At 39.8% G+C, this 18,046-nt stretch carries 20 protein-coding genes; 16 read left to right on the top strand and 4 right to left on the bottom strand.

All coding sequences use genetic code 11. The annotated features are described in order from the left end of the window. The 5 genes from dagF (at position 1) to BW961_RS30700 (ending at position 3,747) form a co-directional block, all read left to right on the top strand. Entirely contained in the window at positions 1-756 is a 756-nt protein-coding gene (gene dagF / locus BW961_RS24355) for a 2-dehydro-3-deoxy-phosphogluconate aldolase (protein ID WP_068590833.1), read from the top strand. Continuing rightward, on the top strand, positions 749-1,765 hold the full coding sequence (locus BW961_RS24350) for a sugar kinase (protein WP_068590830.1): 1,017 nt from the start codon (positions 749-751) through the stop codon (positions 1,763-1,765). The genes dagF and BW961_RS24350 overlap by 8 nt, the downstream gene beginning before the upstream one ends. Before the next feature lie 9 nt (positions 1,766-1,774). Beyond that, on the top strand, positions 1,775-2,488 hold the full coding sequence (locus BW961_RS24345; RefSeq protein ID WP_068590828.1) for a GntR family transcriptional regulator: 714 nt from the start codon (positions 1,775-1,777) through the stop codon (positions 2,486-2,488). 176 nt (positions 2,489-2,664) lie between these two features. Beyond that, positions 2,665-3,360, top strand: coding sequence for a copper homeostasis protein CutC (locus BW961_RS24340; RefSeq protein ID WP_068590939.1), 696 nt, complete (start codon positions 2,665-2,667; stop codon positions 3,358-3,360). Between the two features lie 213 nt (positions 3,361-3,573). Then, the gene (locus BW961_RS30700) at positions 3,574-3,747 is read left to right on the top strand and encodes a hypothetical protein (RefSeq protein WP_169810143.1); all 174 of its coding nucleotides are present in this window, start codon (positions 3,574-3,576) and stop codon (positions 3,745-3,747) included. A 78-nt stretch (positions 3,748-3,825) separates the two neighbouring features. On the opposite strand, the gene BW961_RS24335 is transcribed toward BW961_RS30700, so the two are convergent. Then, a complete protein-coding gene (locus BW961_RS24335; RefSeq protein ID WP_076577016.1) occupies positions 3,826-4,008 on the bottom strand; it encodes a uracil-DNA glycosylase in 183 nt (60 codons plus the stop codon). 627 nt (positions 4,009-4,635) lie between these two features. On the opposite strand from BW961_RS24335, the gene BW961_RS24330 reads away from it, so the two are divergent. From BW961_RS24330 to BW961_RS24315, 4 genes are all read left to right on the top strand, one after another. Next, positions 4,636-5,697 (top strand): chymotrypsin family serine protease, encoded by a 1,062-nt coding sequence (locus BW961_RS24330; RefSeq protein ID WP_068590826.1) that lies wholly within the window; start codon positions 4,636-4,638, stop codon positions 5,695-5,697. Between the two features lie 203 nt (positions 5,698-5,900). Next, complete coding sequence (locus BW961_RS24325) at positions 5,901-6,461, top strand: SLOG family protein (RefSeq protein WP_068590823.1); 561 nt, start codon at positions 5,901-5,903, stop codon at positions 6,459-6,461. A gap of 135 nt (positions 6,462-6,596) precedes the next feature. Further along, positions 6,597-6,881 carry a DUF6509 family protein gene (locus BW961_RS24320; protein WP_068590821.1) on the top strand — a complete coding sequence of 95 codons (285 nt, stop codon included), beginning with the start codon at positions 6,597-6,599 and terminating at the stop codon, positions 6,879-6,881. A 42-nt stretch (positions 6,882-6,923) separates the two neighbouring features. After that, positions 6,924-7,454 carry a hypothetical protein gene (locus BW961_RS24315; protein WP_068590819.1) on the top strand — a complete coding sequence of 177 codons (531 nt, stop codon included), beginning with the start codon at positions 6,924-6,926 and terminating at the stop codon, positions 7,452-7,454. A 212-nt stretch (positions 7,455-7,666) separates the two neighbouring features. Here the strand turns inward: BW961_RS24315 and BW961_RS24310 are convergent, their stop codons facing one another. Genes BW961_RS24310 through BW961_RS24300 form a run of 3 tightly spaced genes read right to left on the bottom strand, consistent with a single transcriptional unit; the run spans position 7,667 to position 9,614 of the window. Further along, positions 7,667-8,353, bottom strand: a complete 687-nt coding sequence (locus tag BW961_RS24310; protein ID WP_068590817.1) for a hypothetical protein — start codon at positions 8,351-8,353, stop codon at positions 7,667-7,669. Then, on the bottom strand, positions 8,350-9,246 hold the full coding sequence (locus tag BW961_RS24305) for an ABC transporter ATP-binding protein (protein WP_068590814.1): 897 nt from the start codon (positions 9,244-9,246) through the stop codon (positions 8,350-8,352). Before BW961_RS24305 ends, BW961_RS24310 begins: the two co-directional genes overlap by 4 nt. Further along, the gene (locus BW961_RS24300; protein ID WP_068590812.1) at positions 9,246-9,614 is read right to left on the bottom strand and encodes a GntR family transcriptional regulator; all 369 of its coding nucleotides are present in this window, start codon (positions 9,612-9,614) and stop codon (positions 9,246-9,248) included. Before BW961_RS24300 ends, BW961_RS24305 begins: the two co-directional genes overlap by 1 nt. Before the next feature lie 270 nt (positions 9,615-9,884). Between BW961_RS24300 and BW961_RS24295 the strand changes: the two genes are divergently transcribed. The 7 genes from BW961_RS24295 to deoC all read left to right on the top strand — a co-directional run bounded on the left by BW961_RS24295 (position 9,885) and on the right by deoC (position 17,899). Continuing rightward, positions 9,885-11,945 (top strand): methyl-accepting chemotaxis protein, encoded by a 2,061-nt coding sequence (locus BW961_RS24295; RefSeq protein ID WP_068590810.1) that lies wholly within the window; start codon positions 9,885-9,887, stop codon positions 11,943-11,945. Positions 11,946-12,179: 234 nt separating this feature from the next. Further along, positions 12,180-13,337: a cation:proton antiporter gene (locus BW961_RS24290; protein WP_068590808.1), complete on the top strand. Its 1,158-nt coding sequence runs from the start codon at positions 12,180-12,182 to the stop codon at positions 13,335-13,337. Between the two features lie 190 nt (positions 13,338-13,527). Further along, entirely contained in the window at positions 13,528-14,265 is a 738-nt protein-coding gene (locus BW961_RS24285; RefSeq protein ID WP_068590807.1) for a glycerophosphodiester phosphodiesterase, read from the top strand. 4 nt (positions 14,266-14,269) lie between these two features. Next, positions 14,270-15,490, top strand: a complete 1,221-nt coding sequence (locus BW961_RS24280) for an SLC45 family MFS transporter (RefSeq protein WP_068590805.1) — start codon at positions 14,270-14,272, stop codon at positions 15,488-15,490. Positions 15,491-15,613: 123 nt separating this feature from the next. Continuing rightward, a complete protein-coding gene (locus BW961_RS24275; protein WP_068590803.1) occupies positions 15,614-16,546 on the top strand; it encodes a manganese-dependent inorganic pyrophosphatase in 933 nt (310 codons plus the stop codon). 234 nt (positions 16,547-16,780) lie between these two features. Beyond that, complete coding sequence (locus BW961_RS24270; protein ID WP_068590801.1) at positions 16,781-17,098, top strand: thioredoxin family protein; 318 nt, start codon at positions 16,781-16,783, stop codon at positions 17,096-17,098. 123 nt (positions 17,099-17,221) lie between these two features. After that, on the top strand, positions 17,222-17,899 hold the full coding sequence (deoC, locus tag BW961_RS24265; protein ID WP_068590798.1) for a deoxyribose-phosphate aldolase: 678 nt from the start codon (positions 17,222-17,224) through the stop codon (positions 17,897-17,899). The last annotated feature ends 147 nt before the right edge of the window (positions 17,900-18,046 follow it).

The raw sequence follows: 18,046 nt of genomic DNA, 5'->3' as shown, positions 1-18,046 counted from the left end.
ATGTCTCAAATGGAAAAACGTCTTTATAAAAATCGTGTGGCACTTAATGTACTGGCAAACAGCGTCGAAAATGCAAAAGAAATATTCGATGCAGCAGAAGGGCACGTAGTGGTCGGCGTATTATCTAAGAGTTACCCAAATGCTCAAGAAGCTGTAGTAGCAATGAAAGAGTATGGAAAAGCTATTGATGATGCTGTTTCTATCGGTCTTGGAGCAGGAGACAATCGTCAAGCTTCAGTTGTTGCTGAAATTGCTAAGAGTTATGGTGGAACACATATTAATCAAGTATTCCCAGCAGTAGGTGCAACACGTGCTAATCTTGAAGGTCGAGATAGCTGGATTAACAGTCTTGTTTCCCCAAGTGGCCGCGTAGGTTATGTGAATATCTCTACAGGGCCAATTAGTGCAGGGAACGCAGAGCAAGCTATTGTTCCAGTGAAGGCAGCGATTGCAATTGTAAGAGATATGGGTGGTAACGCATTGAAATATTATCCGATGCAGGGTCTGAAGTTTGTAGATGAGTACCGTGCAGTGGCAGAGGCTTGTGCAGAAGAGGGATTCGCCCTGGAGCCAACAGGTAGTATCGATATGGAGAATTTCGAGGAGATCGTGGAAATTGCTCTAGCAGCAGGTGTACAACAGGTAATTCCGCACGTCTATTCTTCGATTATTGATAAAGAAACAGGAAATACGAATATAGATGACGTTCGCGTGTTATTTGACATACTGAAGAAATTGGTAGAAAAACATGGCTAAGCGGATTGCAGCATTCGGGGAAGTTATGATGCGGATGCAAGTGCCAGGTTATGAGTCACTTGCCCAATCAAGTTCGTTGCAATATTCCTTCTCTGGAACAGGAGTGAACATCGCTTCCGCACTTTCTCGATTTGGTCATACAGGTTATATTGTCTCTACACTACCCAACAATTCAATTGGCGAAGCTGCAATGGCCTACTTGCGTAAGCTCGGTATCCAAACAACGTTTCTCAGCAGAGCTGGGAAATATGTCGGCATGTACTTTTTAGAGAATGGATTCGGCGCTCGTCCGAGCCGTGTGACGTATTCGGATAGACTTGGAAGTAGCTTTAACACGTCTGTACCGGATACCTATGACTTCTGCAAGATTGCCGAAGAAATAGACATCGCTCATTTTTGCGGCATTACATTGGCTATGAATGATTCGGTGCGAGACCAGATGAAGCAATTTGCTAGGGAAGTAAAGAATAACGGCAAGTCCGTCGTATTTGATTGTAACTTCCGTCCTTCCCTATGGGGTACGGATGGCTATGCGATAGCAAAGCCGCATTATGATGAAATGCTTAAGCTAGCGGATATTGTGATGATGAACGAGAAGGACGCTATTTTTACTCTAGGAATGGAAACGCAGGAAGTAGATTCATTGGAACAACTGAAGGATCTTATCCCAAAAGTGGCCGAGAAATATGGTATAACTGTAATAGCAGGTACACACCGTTTAGTAAATCGTGATAATACACATTCGCTCAGGGGCTATATGTATAAAGATGGCGCATTTGAATTTTCGAAAATGCTAACATTCTCTGTATATGATCGCATTGGAGCCGGAGATGCTTACGCAAGTGGCATCATTCATGGGGAAGCTAGTGGATTTACAACGGAGCGTACGATAGCTTTTGCATCAGCCGCAGCCATGTTGGCTCATACGGTAGTTGGTGATACACCAACTTCGACTGAAGCTGAGGTATTCCACGCTATGACGGACAAAGCGTTTGATGTGGAAAGGTAGTGACAATGTATGGCTATTACACGCAAAAAAGGGCCATTATATCTCCAAATAAAGAAGATTATGAAAGATCGGATTTTGCAAGGTGTGTATCCGCTCGGAGCCATAATACCTTCAGAACCACAATTAGAGAACGAATTTAATGTCAGCAAGATGACAGTTCGTAATGCGATTCAAAAGCTTGTTCAAGAGGGGTATGTGGACAAGCGCAGCGGAATAGGTACGAAGGTCATTAGCAACACCGCATTTACCAAATGGTCAAAAGGAAAGAATTTTACGGAAATATTGGTCGGTGAAGGCCATAAAATTGAGAAAAAAATGCTGGATTCAGAGCTAGTTCGCAATGACACGGACACGGAGTTATTTGAGATGTTCGGTGAGCAATGCGTACGAGTGGATCGACTTTATATTTTGGACGGGAAGCCGTACATCCATTACGTTCACTTTCTCACTTCCGACATTCCAAATGTAGATTTAGAAGGGTTAGATATTCAGTCTTTGTATGATCTCATCGAAGAACATAATATTGAACTTGAGAGCTTTCGGGACCAATTTACTGTTGCAATTGCATCTGTGGAAACAGAGTCCCTTCTCGGTACTCCAGAAGGGACTCCTCTTTTAAAGAGGCTCAGGTACTCTTACGATTCCGAAGGTAGAGTCATTGAATACAGTATTGGACATTATAATACGGAATTACAGCATTACCTTGTCAGCTACGACGTGTAAGCGATGGAGCGACTTGCGAGCTCCTTCTCATAAGTTTAATGAAACCCTACACCACAAGTTGTTGAAGTGATTAACCAGGCCGTGGTTAAGAGGTTACCTTTTATCAATGTATGTACAACATGAGTAAGAAGATCATCAGAGCGGCACATATGATTATGATTAAGGAGGTCAATGAAATGCTGTTAGAAGTGATTGCGACCACAGTTGGGGATGCCATTATGGCAGAACGCGGAGGCGCTGATCGGATTGAACTGATTACGGCTATACGTGAAGGTGGCTTGACGCCGAGTATAGGACTTATAGATAGAGTTAGGGAGGCAGTGTCTATTCCCGTAAGGGTTATGGTGAGGCCTCATGCCCGCTCATTCTATTATGATCAAGAAGATATTGAAACGATGAGACGTGATATCAAAGAGATTGGTTCGATTGGAGGTTTGGGCATTGTCATAGGGATGCTTAAACAAGACGCAACGATAGATGAAGTGAATCTGCAGTACCTTTTGGATGCAGCAGACGGTATGGAGGTTACCTTCCACCGTGCATTTGATGAGGTTCAGGATCAATTAGAGGCGTTAGATATACTTCTGCGTTATCCACAGATAGTAGATATACTTACATCTGGAGGAAGTCATTCTGCACTCGAAGGTGCGGATCAACTTGCGAAGCTTACGAGTATGACGGTTGGTAAATCCATTTCGATTTTGGCAGGTGCAGGCTTAACTGGACAAAGCCTCGAATCTTTCCTTCAGCACTCCGGTGTAAGCCGCGTACATTTCGGTTCAGCCGTAAGACAAGGTGGCGATCCGATGAAGGCCATTGACGCGGAACGGTTGCAATATATCCGTACTATATTAAATCAATCGATAAGGTAATATAACTTTCTTAACATGTAAAGATGCCTTCAATGCCACTGTTAACGTGGTAGGGAGGGCTTCTCTTTGTTGTTCTGTTCGATAAGAAGATAGAATTACTCCATGTGCTGTTATGATGAGAAAATTATGGAGTAAGCAAGACTCTTGTATAGAACAACAAACAAATGGGGAAATTATGGAGGAGATCCGAATATAGGAAAGGAGTGAAACCTAATGGACGTTACGCTAGGAGCCGATGAGGTTATTGAGCGCATCAGGAAGCTTCAATCCAATGGAGAAACAGTAGGCAAGAAACAAGTGAAGCAAAGTGATCCTGAATTAATGCGGAATGCATTGTTTTATTTTCCAAGTTGGGACCATGCGTTAAAAAATGCAGAGACATTCTAATTACACATGAGTACAAAAGAGGAGTCGAGGAAATCCAGGTGATCAAGCCTGTATTCCTCGGCTCTTTCTTTTTCTTAATCAACGTAGTCGTTCTTTAAGCTCGAAGCTCATGCAAGGTCTGCCAGAAGAAGAGAGAACAGCAGTGCTTGGCATGGTTTTTGTTTTGAAACCGAAGGCTTTACATCCTTTAGGTTGTTGTGGATCCCAGGTGACGTAATAAAAGGAACATTTCGTACAGTCAATACGCTGTGTTTCAGACATATGTACCCCTCAATTGTATAAGATGAATTCATTATACTGACTTATACAATACAAGTGGTAGTACAAATTTTCCTATTCTTGATGGCATACCATTCTACTGTTGTCTCTTATGATTAAACAGTGTGAATAAATAAAAAGCGATTCTATTAATGAGGTTAATGAATATAAGGTATATTCGTTAACCTCATTAATGGAGATCGCTTAGGATGCATCATGAATGATACCTCCGATGGTCATTGTTGTTAAATGAATCCTATGAAATAGGTTATTGACCATGAATAGAATATAGAATAAATATACTATAAAATGCGGCATAAAATACACCGATACCTACAAAGATAAGAAATATTTGACTGTCACGTTTACTTTTAGGGGTTACCATATACCGTCATCTCCTTAAATTGTTCACAAATTAATTGTGAATATTGTGTGTCTTTCATTAATTATTGAACATTCTGTGACAGAAAACAAATACGTAAATTAGATGAATAGAAAGCGGATTAAATATTTAACGAGAACTTGTTAGGATTTGCTGTGTGATCATCCCTTTTCAGGAAATGTTTGAATGCCTATGAACAAATACATCACGTCGAATACAATAGCGTATCAAATGGAAAAAGGTGATGGATATTGGCCACTTTTTTAGCGGCACATGCAATGAAAGAACGGATGTCTCGCCAAATGTTAGCAAGATCTGATGTACATGGTATTGGTGTAGGGTATCATGATCCTAAGAACCCGAAGAAAGGCGCAGCTGTCATTATCTATATCACTAGCTTCTCTCCTACAATGCTTAGAATTTCATCCACTATGACGATGAGGGTAAAAGGCAAAGCAGTAACTGTGCCTGTTAGATTTGTGAAATCAGGAAAGATGCATGCTTATGTAGATTATAAAAAAAGAATACGTCCTATCCCCGCAGGGTATAGTGTCGGTACTACGGGTGGTTCTGGTAGCGTAGGTTTGATCGTCACGAATGTACCAAAAGCTAATCAACGCTATATATTTAGTAATAATCATGTCTTAAATCCAACGAATTCAAGTAGCTTCACAGAGATATTACAACCCGGAGGAGCAGATAACGGACGGTTGGGAAGAGATACCGTTGGACGATTATATCGATATGTGAAATTACAAAAAAACAAAATTAATAGAGTGGATATAGCACTAGCTATCCCACGTGCAAACTGCTTATTGAGTCCTCGATATGCAACGGTTGGTGTTCTTCCAGGGTATGTAACTACGTATCGTGTAGGTGAACGATTTAAGAAAGTAGGTCGTACATCGGGGCTGGTAAACGGAGTGGTAGATTCAATAAATACAGATATTCAAATTGATTACGGGGATAATATAGGGATGCTTAATTTTAAGAATCAGACGGTTATCAAAGGAAGGAAGCCGGTATCTCTTCCAGGCGATTCAGGATCAGTGTGGCTAAGAAAGGCAGATCATTATGCTGCAGCTGTGAACTTTGCAGGGAGTGACGATGGTCGTACATCCGTAGCTTTTCCCGTTAACTGGGCGATGCAGATATTCGGAACACAAATAGCGTGGCCTGAGGGATCAGGATGCATCAAAAAGGTGAATACGGATAAGTCTCCAGGGGCTTATGCTCGTCAACTTACGGCTAGAGAACTTGCATCACTAGAGATACACACAGCGAGAAGTAAGAAACGGAAAAGAATCTAGCTCATGAGCTAGGTTCTTTTTATATGAATCAAGACAATAACCATGGGGAAGATAAGCTCTTATCGTAGTGGGGTGATGTTGAACCAATGTAATGACATGGTAATCATGGACAGTGAGCAGGAGGGAATCTATACTGAAAAGATTGAAGTGAACGGGTTCTAAAGAAATTTAAGAAACTTAAGATATTCAAAAGGAGCTTAGAAATGAAGAATCTCCTCGTTACAGGTTATCGGGCACATGAACTGAATATTCATGATCAGAAACATAAAGGTATTCCTTATATCAAGAAAGCTATCATTCGGAAATTGATTCCTCTTATTGAAGAGGGGTTAGAATGGATCATTACGCCGGGTCAATATGGCGTGGATTTATGGGCATGTGAAGTAGTTATCGAATTAAAAGAACAATATCCTCAATTGAAACTATCCATCATCACAGCGTTCTTGAATCAGGAAGAGAAATGGAAAGACACTAAGAAAGATTATTATAATGGCATATTAGATCGCGTTGATTATTATGCTGCAGTAAGTAAACAACCTTACGACGGGATTTGGCAGTTCACAGCGAGGGATGATTTGTTATTTAGAAAGACCGATGGTATTTTGCTTGTATACGACGAAGATGCAGGGGAAGGAAGTCCAAAGTATTTTAAAGAGAAGGCCTTAAAGAAGCAAGACAAAGACGGATATCGATATATCAATATTAGCTCGGAAGACATTCAAAGCATTGCGGATGATGAAAACTTAAGTATGGATTATAATTAGTTATTTATTTTGAACCAAATGACAAATACTACATGCATAGAGTCTTATGTATTTGGATAGGTAATTCAATTTAGATCATAATAATGGTATGATGAGGTATTGTTCCCTCTTAAGGGATTTGAAAGGATGACTATTATGTTAACGATTACGAATCATACAGTAAATTTGATTAAAGACCCGTTCAAGATTTTGACGGGAGAGCGCTACGAGTTCATTCTTGAACTGGATGTTCCAGAGGACGATGAATTATATTTCGAGAACGGATTGAATGCAAGAGTGATCTACACCGTTGAAGAGACTCGGACAGGCATCGTGAAATATGAGCTTCATGAAAGAACTTCAGGGAACTATGTTGAGTTCGATTTGGAAGATGATGAGCTTGAATTGGTGGATACTTTTTGTAAAGAGCACTTATCTTAAAAGGTACACGCCGCTAACACACTCGCTATAGGAGGGAAAGGCATGAGTCGGAACAATGAATCCGTACCATTTGGTTACGAACCGCAAGAGGAGAAACAAAAGGGCACATTAATTTATTATGATACTTTTGAAAACACGACAGATGTTCAATTAGATTTTGCAGTCCAGCATATGGAGCAATATTCATTTGATAAGCTTGTGTTATATCCTCTACATGAGGAGACGGTAAGGCGGATGAGAAAAGAACCGGCAAGTGCTTTTCACAAGCGAGAGAAGCGGTTATATGAATGGAAGCACGATCGTGGCCACACGAAAGCAGTGGTGATTGAGGGATGGGAAGGAAAGCGGAAGAAATATACACCTATGGATTCTGCTCTTCGGCTCCTATCGGAGAAATATAAAGCGCCATATTTTCTGTACATAACACCAGAGATGGCGAATCTGATTGCTTCATTCTCTTCTTTTGATGAATGGATTGTTAAGATTCGACTTTTATTAACAGACGCCCCTCGTGATGTTCATCCCAAGCTTGAGGAATATCAACATCGGTGGGGTTGTATTGTCTCATCATAAGTCTCATTATGCGTATAAAGCGTTAGTTGTTAACACGAATGTTAATAACTAGGATGATTTTGTGGATAAAACAGGTATATATTGTTAATAAGTAGATGTTAATGTTAATAAGACATTCCAAATTGTGGATAACTATATTGGGATGTCTTTTTGTTGAAATGAATTAAAAAAAGTTGTCCAGGACGATGCTGGGCAACTTTTTCTGTTTGGAATTATACAGTTGATTTACGCAGTAACAAATAGGATAGCATAGCACAACAGAGGCCGAAAGGAATCATCCAGAGCGATATATGAAATGCAGAGATATCGTTCAGCCAACGAATGAGTGTAATCCACCATTGATAGTAATAGAAGGCAAATCCACCTATACCCAATAATAGTGTACAGCATATGAACAACACGAGCAGGCCAATGTTTCCATAACGACGGTGTACGCTGGATATCACTAATCCTACATAATAGAAATTCATCATCAAGATAAAATAGATGCAGAACTGTTCAAATACGGTACCGTCATTTAAGTAGGGAATGGTGAAAAAGTGTAAATTGCCACCCCAATAATCGCTCTGTTGTTCGATTTGGGCAGTTATACACCATAGAAATGCAAAAGCAGTACTTACTAGAATGATGATGCTTGTGGTACCTAAGAAGTAATTCTTTCTAGAGACACTTAAGCCAAGTGCCAAGGGAAAACTTTGAGGTATGATGATGATTCCCATTACAAACATATATACGTAGAGTTGTATAATCCCTCCCGTATACATCGGGGGCGGATCAATAAGAAGAAGACTGATAAGTAGATTCACAGCGAAGTTGATACATAAAATGAATATAGGAACGTAAACCCACATCATCTTGTTCTTAGCATGCATTCGTAATACACTCATCGTTCTATTCATTGGTCCATTGCCACCTTTCCATCTAAGCTACCGTTCGTCATATGAATAATAAGTTGCTGTAATGAGATCGAGCTAATCTCTAGTCCAAGAGTAGCAGCTTGTTGTTGGTCTCTGACACTTAGTCTTGTCATGAGTGTAGCTGAGAGTAGACCACCAAACGGTTTGCGATCAATCACATTTCTTCCAACGATAAAGGACTCTACAGATGTTGCAGGCCCAACAACCGTAAATGCCGATCCACGAAGTTCATCAGCATCCTCATCAATAATGAGCTTGCCATTGTCAATAACCATTACGTGCTCTAACATTTGGCTTACCTCATCAATCAAGTGAGTGGACAAGATAATGGTTCTGGGGTATTTACCGTAATCCTCTATCAATTGCTGGTAGAACAAGCTTCTAGCTACGGCATCAAGTCCCAAATAGGGTTCGTCAAACATGGTAAGAGGTGCTCGGCTTGCTAGTCCGACAACAATGCCTATGGATGATAACATTCCTCTTGATAATTTCTTGATTCTCCTTGTTAGAGGAAGTCCGAATAGTTCGATCAAAGTGTGAGCATAGTCACGATCCCAATTCGGGAAAAAGAACGAAGAGACTTCGAGTAAATCATTAATGCGATAGTTGTCCGGATATTTCTGACTTTCCTTGATGAAGCAACATTGGCTGAGCACCCGATTATTCTCATAGGGATGCTCACCAAAAACTTGTATATCCCCACTTGAAGCAAATTGTTGTGCGGTGATTAAATGCATAAGGGTCGTTTTACCGGCTCCATTTCTTCCAAGCAGCCCATATATTTTGTTCGATTCTATCGAGAAGCTAACGTCTTGAATCGCGTTTACATTTCCATAGGTTTTGGTAAGCCCTTTGACTTTCACTACAGTGCGCATTATGATTTATCCCCTCTCCGAATCATATTTGTCAATTCCTCTGCTGTGATTCCAAGCTTCTCAGCCTCCCGAATCATTGTCACGACATACTGTTCGAAAAATTGCTCTCTACGTTTCTCCATCAATTTCATACGTGATCCGGACGCAACGAACATGCCAATTCCCCGTTTCTTATACAGAATTTCTTGGTCTACTAACAGATTTACACCTTTTGCAGCTGTCGCGGGATTGATGAGATAGAAAGACGCGAATTGATTCGTTGAGGGGACTTGTGATTCTTCTGGTAATTGCCCTTGAATGATATCATTTTCAATTCGTTCGGCAATCTGCATATAAATCGGTCTGCTATCATCTATTGAGAATCCCATTACATCACAACCTCCATATTTGTTCACACCTAAGATCAGGTTAGTTACTTATGTAATTAACCATACAAGCAAATAAGGTGATTGTCAATACATTCCTTTTATATAAAATTAGACCGAAAGTTAACTAACCGCTGAATTCCTTCTATTTGATGGAGTGACGATTATTTTATTTCTGTACTTATAAAATGACATAATTCATCCGATATCTATTAAAAGCGTGATGATTATCACATCTATCAATATTTAGACACAGCAGAGGGGTTATATCGGATGAAGAGATTTAGAGAATGGAATCAGAGAATGAGGAATGTATCTTTAAGAATAAAGCTTCCTCTGTATGTCAGTATGCTTGTTCTTATTGTACTAGTTGGAACAAGTTCCGTATTATATTTGGCGGGATCAAATTTACTTCTTAATAAAAGTAAAGATGAAATGAATGCGAATGCGGATCGTATTGGGGAGAATTTATTCTCAACGGTAAAATTAGAGAAACAGTCAACATATGTACTATCTCTTCATAATTCGTTTAAAGATTTACTGAAAGCAAGAAATGAGAGTAAACTACCTGACAAGGAATTCCTGTCATCACAAAATGAATTATTCACGAAATCGAATGACATTCTAACGAAAAGTATAAAAGGAACTACGGGTATTCAGACATTAGTTCTTTTGGATAAAAAAGGTATTGTCGTTGCAAGTAATAGTCCGAAGTCGATTGGGATTAACGCCGTTGAACGGGAATATTTTCAGAAAGCGATAAAGGGGGAATCCTTTGTTAGTGATGCACTTTTATCTAAGTCGACTAATAGTTTAATCGTTGTATTCGCACAACCCATTAAAGATGATGATGGTACAATATTAGGTGTATTAACTTGTAATATAGACGCATCCCTTTTCGTTAATGAGCTCGAAGGTATTAGCATCAACGAAGAAGGAATTATATATATCCTAAGTCGCGAAGGAACTGTAGTATATCATTCCAAAGATGAATCAGCTGTAAGTAAGAAAGTGGAAGCAACCGAAATAGTAGATTTAATGAAAGAAAAGGCAACGGAAACCATATTACGAGATAATATTGATCACCCTGATAAATATATGCGCTACTCCAAAATCCCGATTGCAGATTGGACGGTTGTCGTCGAGGATAGTTATCAGGATATTGAAAAACCATTACAGCAATTGTTCCGACAGATTGCTGTAGTCACTATATTTGCTCTTATACTTGCTTGTATAGTTGGAACTATCATATCTAGGATCGTTACTAAACCGATCGTAAGACTTACGAACTTATTCAAAAAATTAGCTTCTGGGGATTTAACGATTTCAGCAGAGGGAAGGTACAACAGTGAGTTCAAGGAGCTAGCTGATAGTTTCAATGTGATGGTGAATATGAATAGACAGCTCATTTCTAACATGAACAGTACAATAGATGTTCTAAATATGAGCACGCAAGAGTTGGAGAGAGCATCCAAGCAAACTGCGAATTCCATTGAAGAGACGGCTACAACAACGATGGAGATTGCCAAAGCGACTGAATCTCAATCTAATGACACAGAGCAAATCGTAGATAGATTTAATGAGATAGGTGACAAGATCAATAATATCAATACGAGATCACAGTCTGTTAAAGATAGTGCAGAGGATATTATTGATGTCTTTAACCGCAATAAAGAGGTTATCGGTCACTTGATTCAGAATAATCAGAAGAATGAAGAAGAAGTACGTAAGATTTCTTCTATTACATCTAAGCTTGAAGAGAGCTCAAGGAACATCAATGACATCACAGGGGCGATACAGAATATCGCAGCTCAGACCAATCTACTCGCACTAAATGCATCGATTGAAGCAGCAAGAGCAGGGGAGTACGGAAGAGGTTTTGCGGTAGTTGCTACAGAAATTCGTAAGCTGGCCGAACAGAGCTCGAAGCAGTCGGGTGAGATTAATGCAATTATCGAACAAACACTTCAGTACGTTGTTGCGAATAATCGAAGTGTGGTAGAAATTAGAGATATCTCAATCAAGCAGAATGAATTTGTTAGTCAAACGGAAACGGCATTTGATACGATATGGCGCAATGTTACTGAGATTACAGATCAAATCAGACCGATGGCTGAAGAAATGACTGATATTGAGAATAACAAGAACACGGTGTTAGAATCTGCACAAAGTCTATCAGCTTCGGGAGAAGAAGTGTCTGCATCCGTAGAAGAAGTAACAGCTACGATCAAGGATCAATCAGCTATGGTACAAAATTTATCAGATATGGTCGTAACCATTGACAAAATGAGCCAAGAATTGATGGAAGCAGCGTCTCGATTTAAAATAAAGTAACTTGATGAGACAAGTGTAAATGTAAAAAGGTTTACAAAAATATAAGTTTTCCTTATAATTAGAACATAAGCTTAATTATATGTTTGTGTTGATTTACGGAGGAGCCTGTCACCAAGGGCTCCTCCTGTTTATTTTTGAGGAGCCTTGGTTTTAAGGGCTCCTCTTTTTTGTTGTTTCCAACCTCATAAGAAGCAATATTTGAGGGCATTTTAGTTATAGAGAGGGAGATGGAGTATGGAATTTGTTTTGTATCTTGTACTTATTTTATTCTTTACGAAAGTAGCGGGAGATCTATCTGTTCGATTAGGTCAGCCATCTGTATTGGGTAAACTGATTATTGGTGTTGTATTAGGGCCAGCGTTATTAGGTTGGATTCCAAATGATAGTAACTTTATTCATTACATGTCGGAAATCGGTGTGTTGTTGCTGATGTTTATAGCCGGGCTAGAAACGGATGTGGATCAACTTCGGAAGGATTGGAAATCAGCTCTTGCTGTTGCGGTAGGGGGGATATTCCTTCCCTTTGTCGGAGGGTTTGCTGTCGCTGAACTATTTGGGTTCCCAAGTAGCTATGCGCTCTTTATGGGGGTCATATTTAGTGCTACGTCCGTTAGTATTTCAGCTCAAGTACTAAAAGATATGAATAAGCTGAATTCCCGTGAAGGTACGACCATACTGGGAGCTGCGGTAGTAGATGATGTGCTGGTTGTTATTCTGTTAGCCGTAATGATGAGCTTACTCGGAACGGGAGCAGATGTGAACCTAGGTTTACTTATCGGTAAGAAAGTATTGTTCTTTGTCATTATTATTGTCGTTGGCGCATTCCTTGTGCCGAAGATTATGAAGTTACTCTCAAAGCTGAAAGTAACGGAAGCCACGATTACAGCAGCTTTAGTGATTTGTTTTGGTTTTGCTTATTTTGCAGAAATGATGGGTATGGCAGGTATTATAGGTTCATTTGCAGCAGGCATAGCGATTTCACAGACATCATTTAGACACGCTGTGGAACAGAAAATAGAACCCATCGCGTATTCCATATTTGTCCCTGTCTTCTTCGTAAGTGTTGGACTTAATGTATCCTTTGTAGGTGTTGGACAACAAATTGGATTTCTAATTCTTCTCTCATTGGTTGCTATTATGACCAAATGGATAGGTGGAGGACTTGGAGCACGTATCACTGGATTCAGTAGACAGTCTTCGATTGCCATAGGAGCAGGAATGATATCAAGAGGTGAAGTAGCTTTAATCATAGCGGCAACAGGCTTGGAGGCGGGTCTCCTTTTACCGGAATATTACACTTCAGTCATCATCATGGTTATTCTCACCACGTTGGTAACTCCTCCATTATTGAAATACTTTTTTCGTGAGCCGGTCACTGTAAAAGAGAAATAAGTATCGCATACTGTATCCAATGTTCCAGAAACAACCTCAATCTGATCTTTAGATTGAGGTTGTTTTTTATAGTTCTTCAAGATTGCTATCGCAATCAAAATGTCATTTTTTACATTCTGATGATGTATTTCACTACAATAGAAACTATAATATTAACGATAGTTAATTACGATATATGGGGGTACGGAGGATGAAGAAGGTAATCAACTATGCGCATCGAGGTGCATCAGCAGTATGTCCTGAGAACACAATGGCCGCCTTTGTTAAGAGTCTTGAACTTGGGGCAACAGGGATCGAAACGGATGTTCAAATGACCAAAGACGGACATTTGGTGCTCATCCATGATGAAGCGATCAATCGAACTACAAATGGGTCAGGTTATGTGAAAGACATGACATTTGAACAATTATCTGTATTAGATGCTGGTTCTTGGTTCGGAGAGTCCTTTGAAGGCGAAAGAATACCTACACTAGAAGAATTGTTGAGATTGCTTCATCAACGTGACACCATATTAAATATTGAATTAAAAAACGGCATTTTCATGTATCCAGGCATGGAGGAAAGGGTCATCGATCTTGTACGGAAATATGAGATGTCTGATCAGGTTGTGTTCTCAAGCTTTAATCATTACTCTTTAGCGTTCTGTAAAAGTATTGCACCAGAAATTCGGACAGGAATTCTATATATGGAAGGGTTATTCCGTCCGTGGGATTATGCTGCCACATTAGGTGCAGATGCCCTTCATGCCTATCATTATGCCGTGTTACCTGAGTTTGTGTTGGAAGCTACGGAACATGGTAAAGAATACTGTCCTTTTACTGTCAATGAGCCAGAGCGGATGAAATTATTGATTGAAGCTGGTGTCTCAGGGATCATAACAGACTACCCTGAACGATTAGCTGAATTATTATCCACTAAAGGAGAGTGAGCGTATGAAGAAAACGTGGCTCCTGGGTTTTGGATTCTTTAGTATTAGTATTACATGGGCATTATATAATGCCTTTGTTCCTTTTTTTCTTGAACATTACGTACAAAGCGTAGCTGTCGTCGGGTTCTTGATGACCATCGATAACTATTTTGCGTTATTTCTACAACCATGGATAGGGAACAGAAGTGATCGTACAACAACGCGATATGGTAGAAGAATGCCATATTTACTCATCGGAATGCCCTTGGCTGCGATCTTCACAGCTATTATTCCCTTCCATACGGGACTCTTCACGCTCTTACTATTTATGATACTGATGAATCTGTCCATGAGTTTGTATCGATCGCCTACGGTGGCATTGATGCCAGATACTACATTAGAGGATAAGCGTACCAAAGCAAATGGGATCATTAATTTCATGGGTGGTGTAGGTGCTGTCATTGCATTTGGAGTAGGCTCCATATTGTATGACTACCATCGATCGTTACCCTTTATTGTTGCCGGATTGTTGACCCTTATCTGTCTATTGATTGTCTCGCGCACGATACGGGAATCAAGAGATTCTGTGATAACACCACCTTTGGATACACCTGTCCTTGGAAAAAAACCTCGTATATCATTGAAGGGGCAACTCGACCGCACAACGTTATTTTTACTAGCAGCGATCTTCTTCTGGTTCGTCGCCTATCAAGGGGTTGAAACGCTATTTACACTCTATGGAAAAAATTATTTAGGACTTAGCGAGAAGGCTTCTTCTTTCTCTCTGACCTTCTTCTCATTAGCATTTGTAGTGTTTGCTATTCCAAGTGGCTTTCTAGGTAATCGATTTGGTAAATTTAAAATGATTATTACGGGCATATGTGGTCTGTTTGTTGTCTTTGGTCTCGTGATATTTGTGAAAGATTTGCTACTCCTTCGTCTTCTATTGGTCCTTGGGGGTATGTTCTGGGCATGCATTAATATCAATTCGTATCCTTTCATCATTTCAACGGGCAAAGAAGAGAGTATTGGTACGCGGACGGGGCTGTATTACTTGGTATCCTCTTTAGCAGCAATATCCTCTCCACCACTGCTAGGGTTGATGATTGATAGCTTTGGATACGCCATATTATTCTATTGTGCATCGGCAAGTATGCTGGTAGCGTTAGGGTTTATACTTATGGTTAGACATCCAGAAGAATCCTTGAATATGCCAAGCAATGAACTACCTACAAAGGCTGTTTAACTATTTTTAAATTATTCACTGTAAAGGAATTGGATTAAGAAGGATTTGAAGTTATAATTAAATAACAGGACAATCATGCTTGCATATTCTTATATTGACCACGAGAGGGAGAGAATAATTATTATGACGAAGGTTCTTATTTTTGGACACAAAAATCCAGACACAGATACAATTTGCTCGGCAATTGCCTATGCTGAACTAAAGAAAGCATTAGGTGTAGATGCGGAACCCGTACGCTTGGGTACGATTAATGGCGAAACACAATATGCACTCAATCAGTTCAATGTGGAAGCACCTCGCCTTGTTGAGACGGTATCTAATGAAGTAGAAGAAGTTATTCTAGTAGATCATAACGAGCGCCAGCAAAGTGTTGGTGATATTGATAATGTTCGTGTAATTGAAGTTATCGATCACCATCGTATTGCGAACTTTGAGACGAGTCATCCTTTATATTACCGTGCAGAGCCAGTAGGCTGTACAGCAACCATTTTAAATAAAATGTACAAAGAAAAGGGTGTAGCGATCCGTAAGGAAATCGCAGGATTAATGTTATCTGCTATTATTTCAGATTCCTTACTCTTGAAATCCCCAACTTGCACAGATGAAGATGTAACAGCAGCGAAAGAACTAGCTGAAATTGCTGGTGTGAACTTGGAAACGTATGGTCTGGAAATGCTTAAAGCAGGTGCAGATCTTAGTGAAAAGACAATCCAAGAATTAATCTCACTTGATGCGAAAGAATTTCAAATGGGTAACTACAAAGTTGAGATCGCTCAAGTCAATGCGGTGGATACAAATGATGTATTGGTGCGTCAAGCTGAATTAGAAGTTGCGCTAGCTAGTGTAGTGTCTGAGAAGGGCTTGGATCTATTCGTATTTGTTGTTACAGATATTCTTAATAACGATTCCGTAGCATTAGCAATCGGAAGTGTAGCACATGCGGTTGAACAAGCGTATGATGTCCAATTGGTTGATAACAAAGCCTTACTTAAAGGTGTCGTATCACGAAAATTACAAGTTGTACCTGTGTTAACTGAAATTTTAAATAAATTGTAAGCAAAAAGAAGAAGAAGCGTAGTCATAGCCCTTTCAGGGTGTGATTACGCTTTTTTGTGTGCTCTAAAATGAGTAGAAAGCCAAAGAGTTGGGTTGGGATTTATCGTTATGGAGCATACTGAGTTTGCAAAAGGATAAATAATCGGTATGATAAAGTAAATATGTTGTGATCATGTGAAATTTGTCATTGCATAATTCATAATAAAATGATTCATACTTAGGGGGAGCGACAAAATGGAAAGAATCCAAACAGAAGAACAGTACCGTCAACTGACACAAGGTGATGAATGGACTGTCATTAAATATGATGCAACGTGGTGCCCAGATTGTAAAACGCTAGATAAATTTATGGACGGCATTATTGAGAATAATCCCGACAAAAAGTTCTATGCACTGGATGTTGAACAATTCCCTAATATTTCTGAAGAAAATGATGTTCGTGGAATTCCAAGCTTGTTAGTGTACCGAAATGGCGAGAAGAAGGCGCACTTACATAGTAAATTCGCCAAAACTCCGACTCAGATCACAGAATATTTAGATTCAATTGAGTAAGCTTAACGTCTAGATATATGATACCCCTATCCTATGGATAGAGGGTATTTTCGTTTATTGGTACATAATATAGAGGGTATTTGAAGGACAAGAATAATGGTGAAACTATAGGAGGCTTTAATTATGAACCAACAATCTATTTCAAGAATGATTGACCATACGTTATTAAAGCCTGATGCAAAGAAGGAAGATATTCAGAAATTAGCTGAAGAGGCCAAAATTCACAACTTTGCTTCCGTGTGTGTGAACCCGACGTGGGTTGCAACCGCTCATGCCATATTGAAGGATACACCTGAAGTGAAAGTATGCACAGTCATTGGGTTTCCACTGGGCGCTTCTACACCTGAGGTTAAGGAGTTCGAAACATCCAATGCGATCGCAAATGGCGCAGGTGAAGTGGATATGGTGATTAACATTGGCGCTTTAAAAAGTAACGATGATGCATTAGTGGAACGAGATATTGCGGCGGTTGTTCAAGCGGCGAATGGAAAAGCACTGACGAAGGTCATCATTGAGACCTGTTTGCTTTCGGATGAAGAGAAGGTACGTGCCTGTAAGTTAGCTGTTAAAGCGGGTGCTGATTATGTCAAAACCTCTACAGGTTTTTCTACAGGTGGAGCGACAAAAGAAGATATCGCATTGATGCGTGCTACGGTAGGCCCTGATATAGGTGTTAAGGCATCAGGTGGTGTGAGAAGTGCTGAAGATGCGCAAATCATGATACAAGCTGGTGCAACGAGAATTGGTACAAGCGGGGGCGTAGCTATCGCTAACGGAGAACAATCGCAAGGAAGTTATTAATATTTGGATGTACAGTGTACAAAATTAAACTGTTTTCCTGCTCATATGAGAAGGAAGCCAGTTTTTTTGTTTTGCGAATGTGATGTAGCTTATTGTATGGAAAGAATAATCTAAGTTTATCTGATGTGTTTAGTATGAATTTGTCTG

This window comes from Paenibacillus macquariensis (assembly GCF_900156375.1).
Taxonomy (GTDB): Bacteria; Bacillota; Bacilli; order Paenibacillales; family Paenibacillaceae; genus Paenibacillus_AQ; species Paenibacillus_AQ macquariensis.
The sequence above is the reverse complement of the archived record's forward strand: the minus strand, read 5'-3'. Positions and strand labels throughout refer to the sequence as shown.

Excerpts from the sequence above, each read along its gene's own strand:
- BW961_RS24280 (WP_068590805.1), top strand. The coding sequence starts at position 14,270 with ATGAAGAAAACGTGGCTCCTGGGTTTTGGATTCTTTAGTATTAGTATT.
- BW961_RS24325 (WP_068590823.1), top strand. The coding sequence starts at position 5,901 with ATGAAGAATCTCCTCGTTACAGGTTATCGGGCACATGAACTGAATATT.
- BW961_RS24350 (WP_068590830.1), top strand. The coding sequence starts at position 749 with ATGGCTAAGCGGATTGCAGCATTCGGGGAAGTTATGATGCGGATGCAA.
- BW961_RS24315 (WP_068590819.1), top strand. The coding sequence starts at position 6,924 with ATGAGTCGGAACAATGAATCCGTACCATTTGGTTACGAACCGCAAGAG.
- BW961_RS24340 (WP_068590939.1), top strand. The coding sequence starts at position 2,665 with ATGCTGTTAGAAGTGATTGCGACCACAGTTGGGGATGCCATTATGGCA.
- BW961_RS24285 (WP_068590807.1), top strand. The coding sequence starts at position 13,528 with ATGAAGAAGGTAATCAACTATGCGCATCGAGGTGCATCAGCAGTATGT.
- BW961_RS24300 (WP_068590812.1), bottom strand. The coding sequence starts at position 9,614 with ATGGGATTCTCAATAGATGATAGCAGACCGATTTATATGCAGATTGCC.
- BW961_RS24320 (WP_068590821.1), top strand. The coding sequence starts at position 6,597 with ATGTTAACGATTACGAATCATACAGTAAATTTGATTAAAGACCCGTTC.
- BW961_RS24295 (WP_068590810.1), top strand. The coding sequence starts at position 9,885 with ATGAAGAGATTTAGAGAATGGAATCAGAGAATGAGGAATGTATCTTTA.
- BW961_RS24290 (WP_068590808.1), top strand. The coding sequence starts at position 12,180 with ATGGAATTTGTTTTGTATCTTGTACTTATTTTATTCTTTACGAAAGTA.
- BW961_RS24310 (WP_068590817.1), bottom strand. The coding sequence starts at position 8,353 with ATGAATAGAACGATGAGTGTATTACGAATGCATGCTAAGAACAAGATG.
- dagF (WP_068590833.1), top strand. The coding sequence starts at position 1 with ATGTCTCAAATGGAAAAACGTCTTTATAAAAATCGTGTGGCACTTAAT.
- BW961_RS30700 (WP_169810143.1), top strand. The coding sequence starts at position 3,574 with ATGGACGTTACGCTAGGAGCCGATGAGGTTATTGAGCGCATCAGGAAG.
- BW961_RS24305 (WP_068590814.1), bottom strand. The coding sequence starts at position 9,246 with ATGCGCACTGTAGTGAAAGTCAAAGGGCTTACCAAAACCTATGGAAAT.
- BW961_RS24270 (WP_068590801.1), top strand. The coding sequence starts at position 16,781 with ATGGAAAGAATCCAAACAGAAGAACAGTACCGTCAACTGACACAAGGT.
- BW961_RS24335 (WP_076577016.1), bottom strand. The coding sequence starts at position 4,008 with ATGTCTGAAACACAGCGTATTGACTGTACGAAATGTTCCTTTTATTAC.
- BW961_RS24275 (WP_068590803.1), top strand. The coding sequence starts at position 15,614 with ATGACGAAGGTTCTTATTTTTGGACACAAAAATCCAGACACAGATACA.
- BW961_RS24345 (WP_068590828.1), top strand. The coding sequence starts at position 1,775 with ATGGCTATTACACGCAAAAAAGGGCCATTATATCTCCAAATAAAGAAG.
- deoC (WP_068590798.1), top strand. The coding sequence starts at position 17,222 with ATGAACCAACAATCTATTTCAAGAATGATTGACCATACGTTATTAAAG.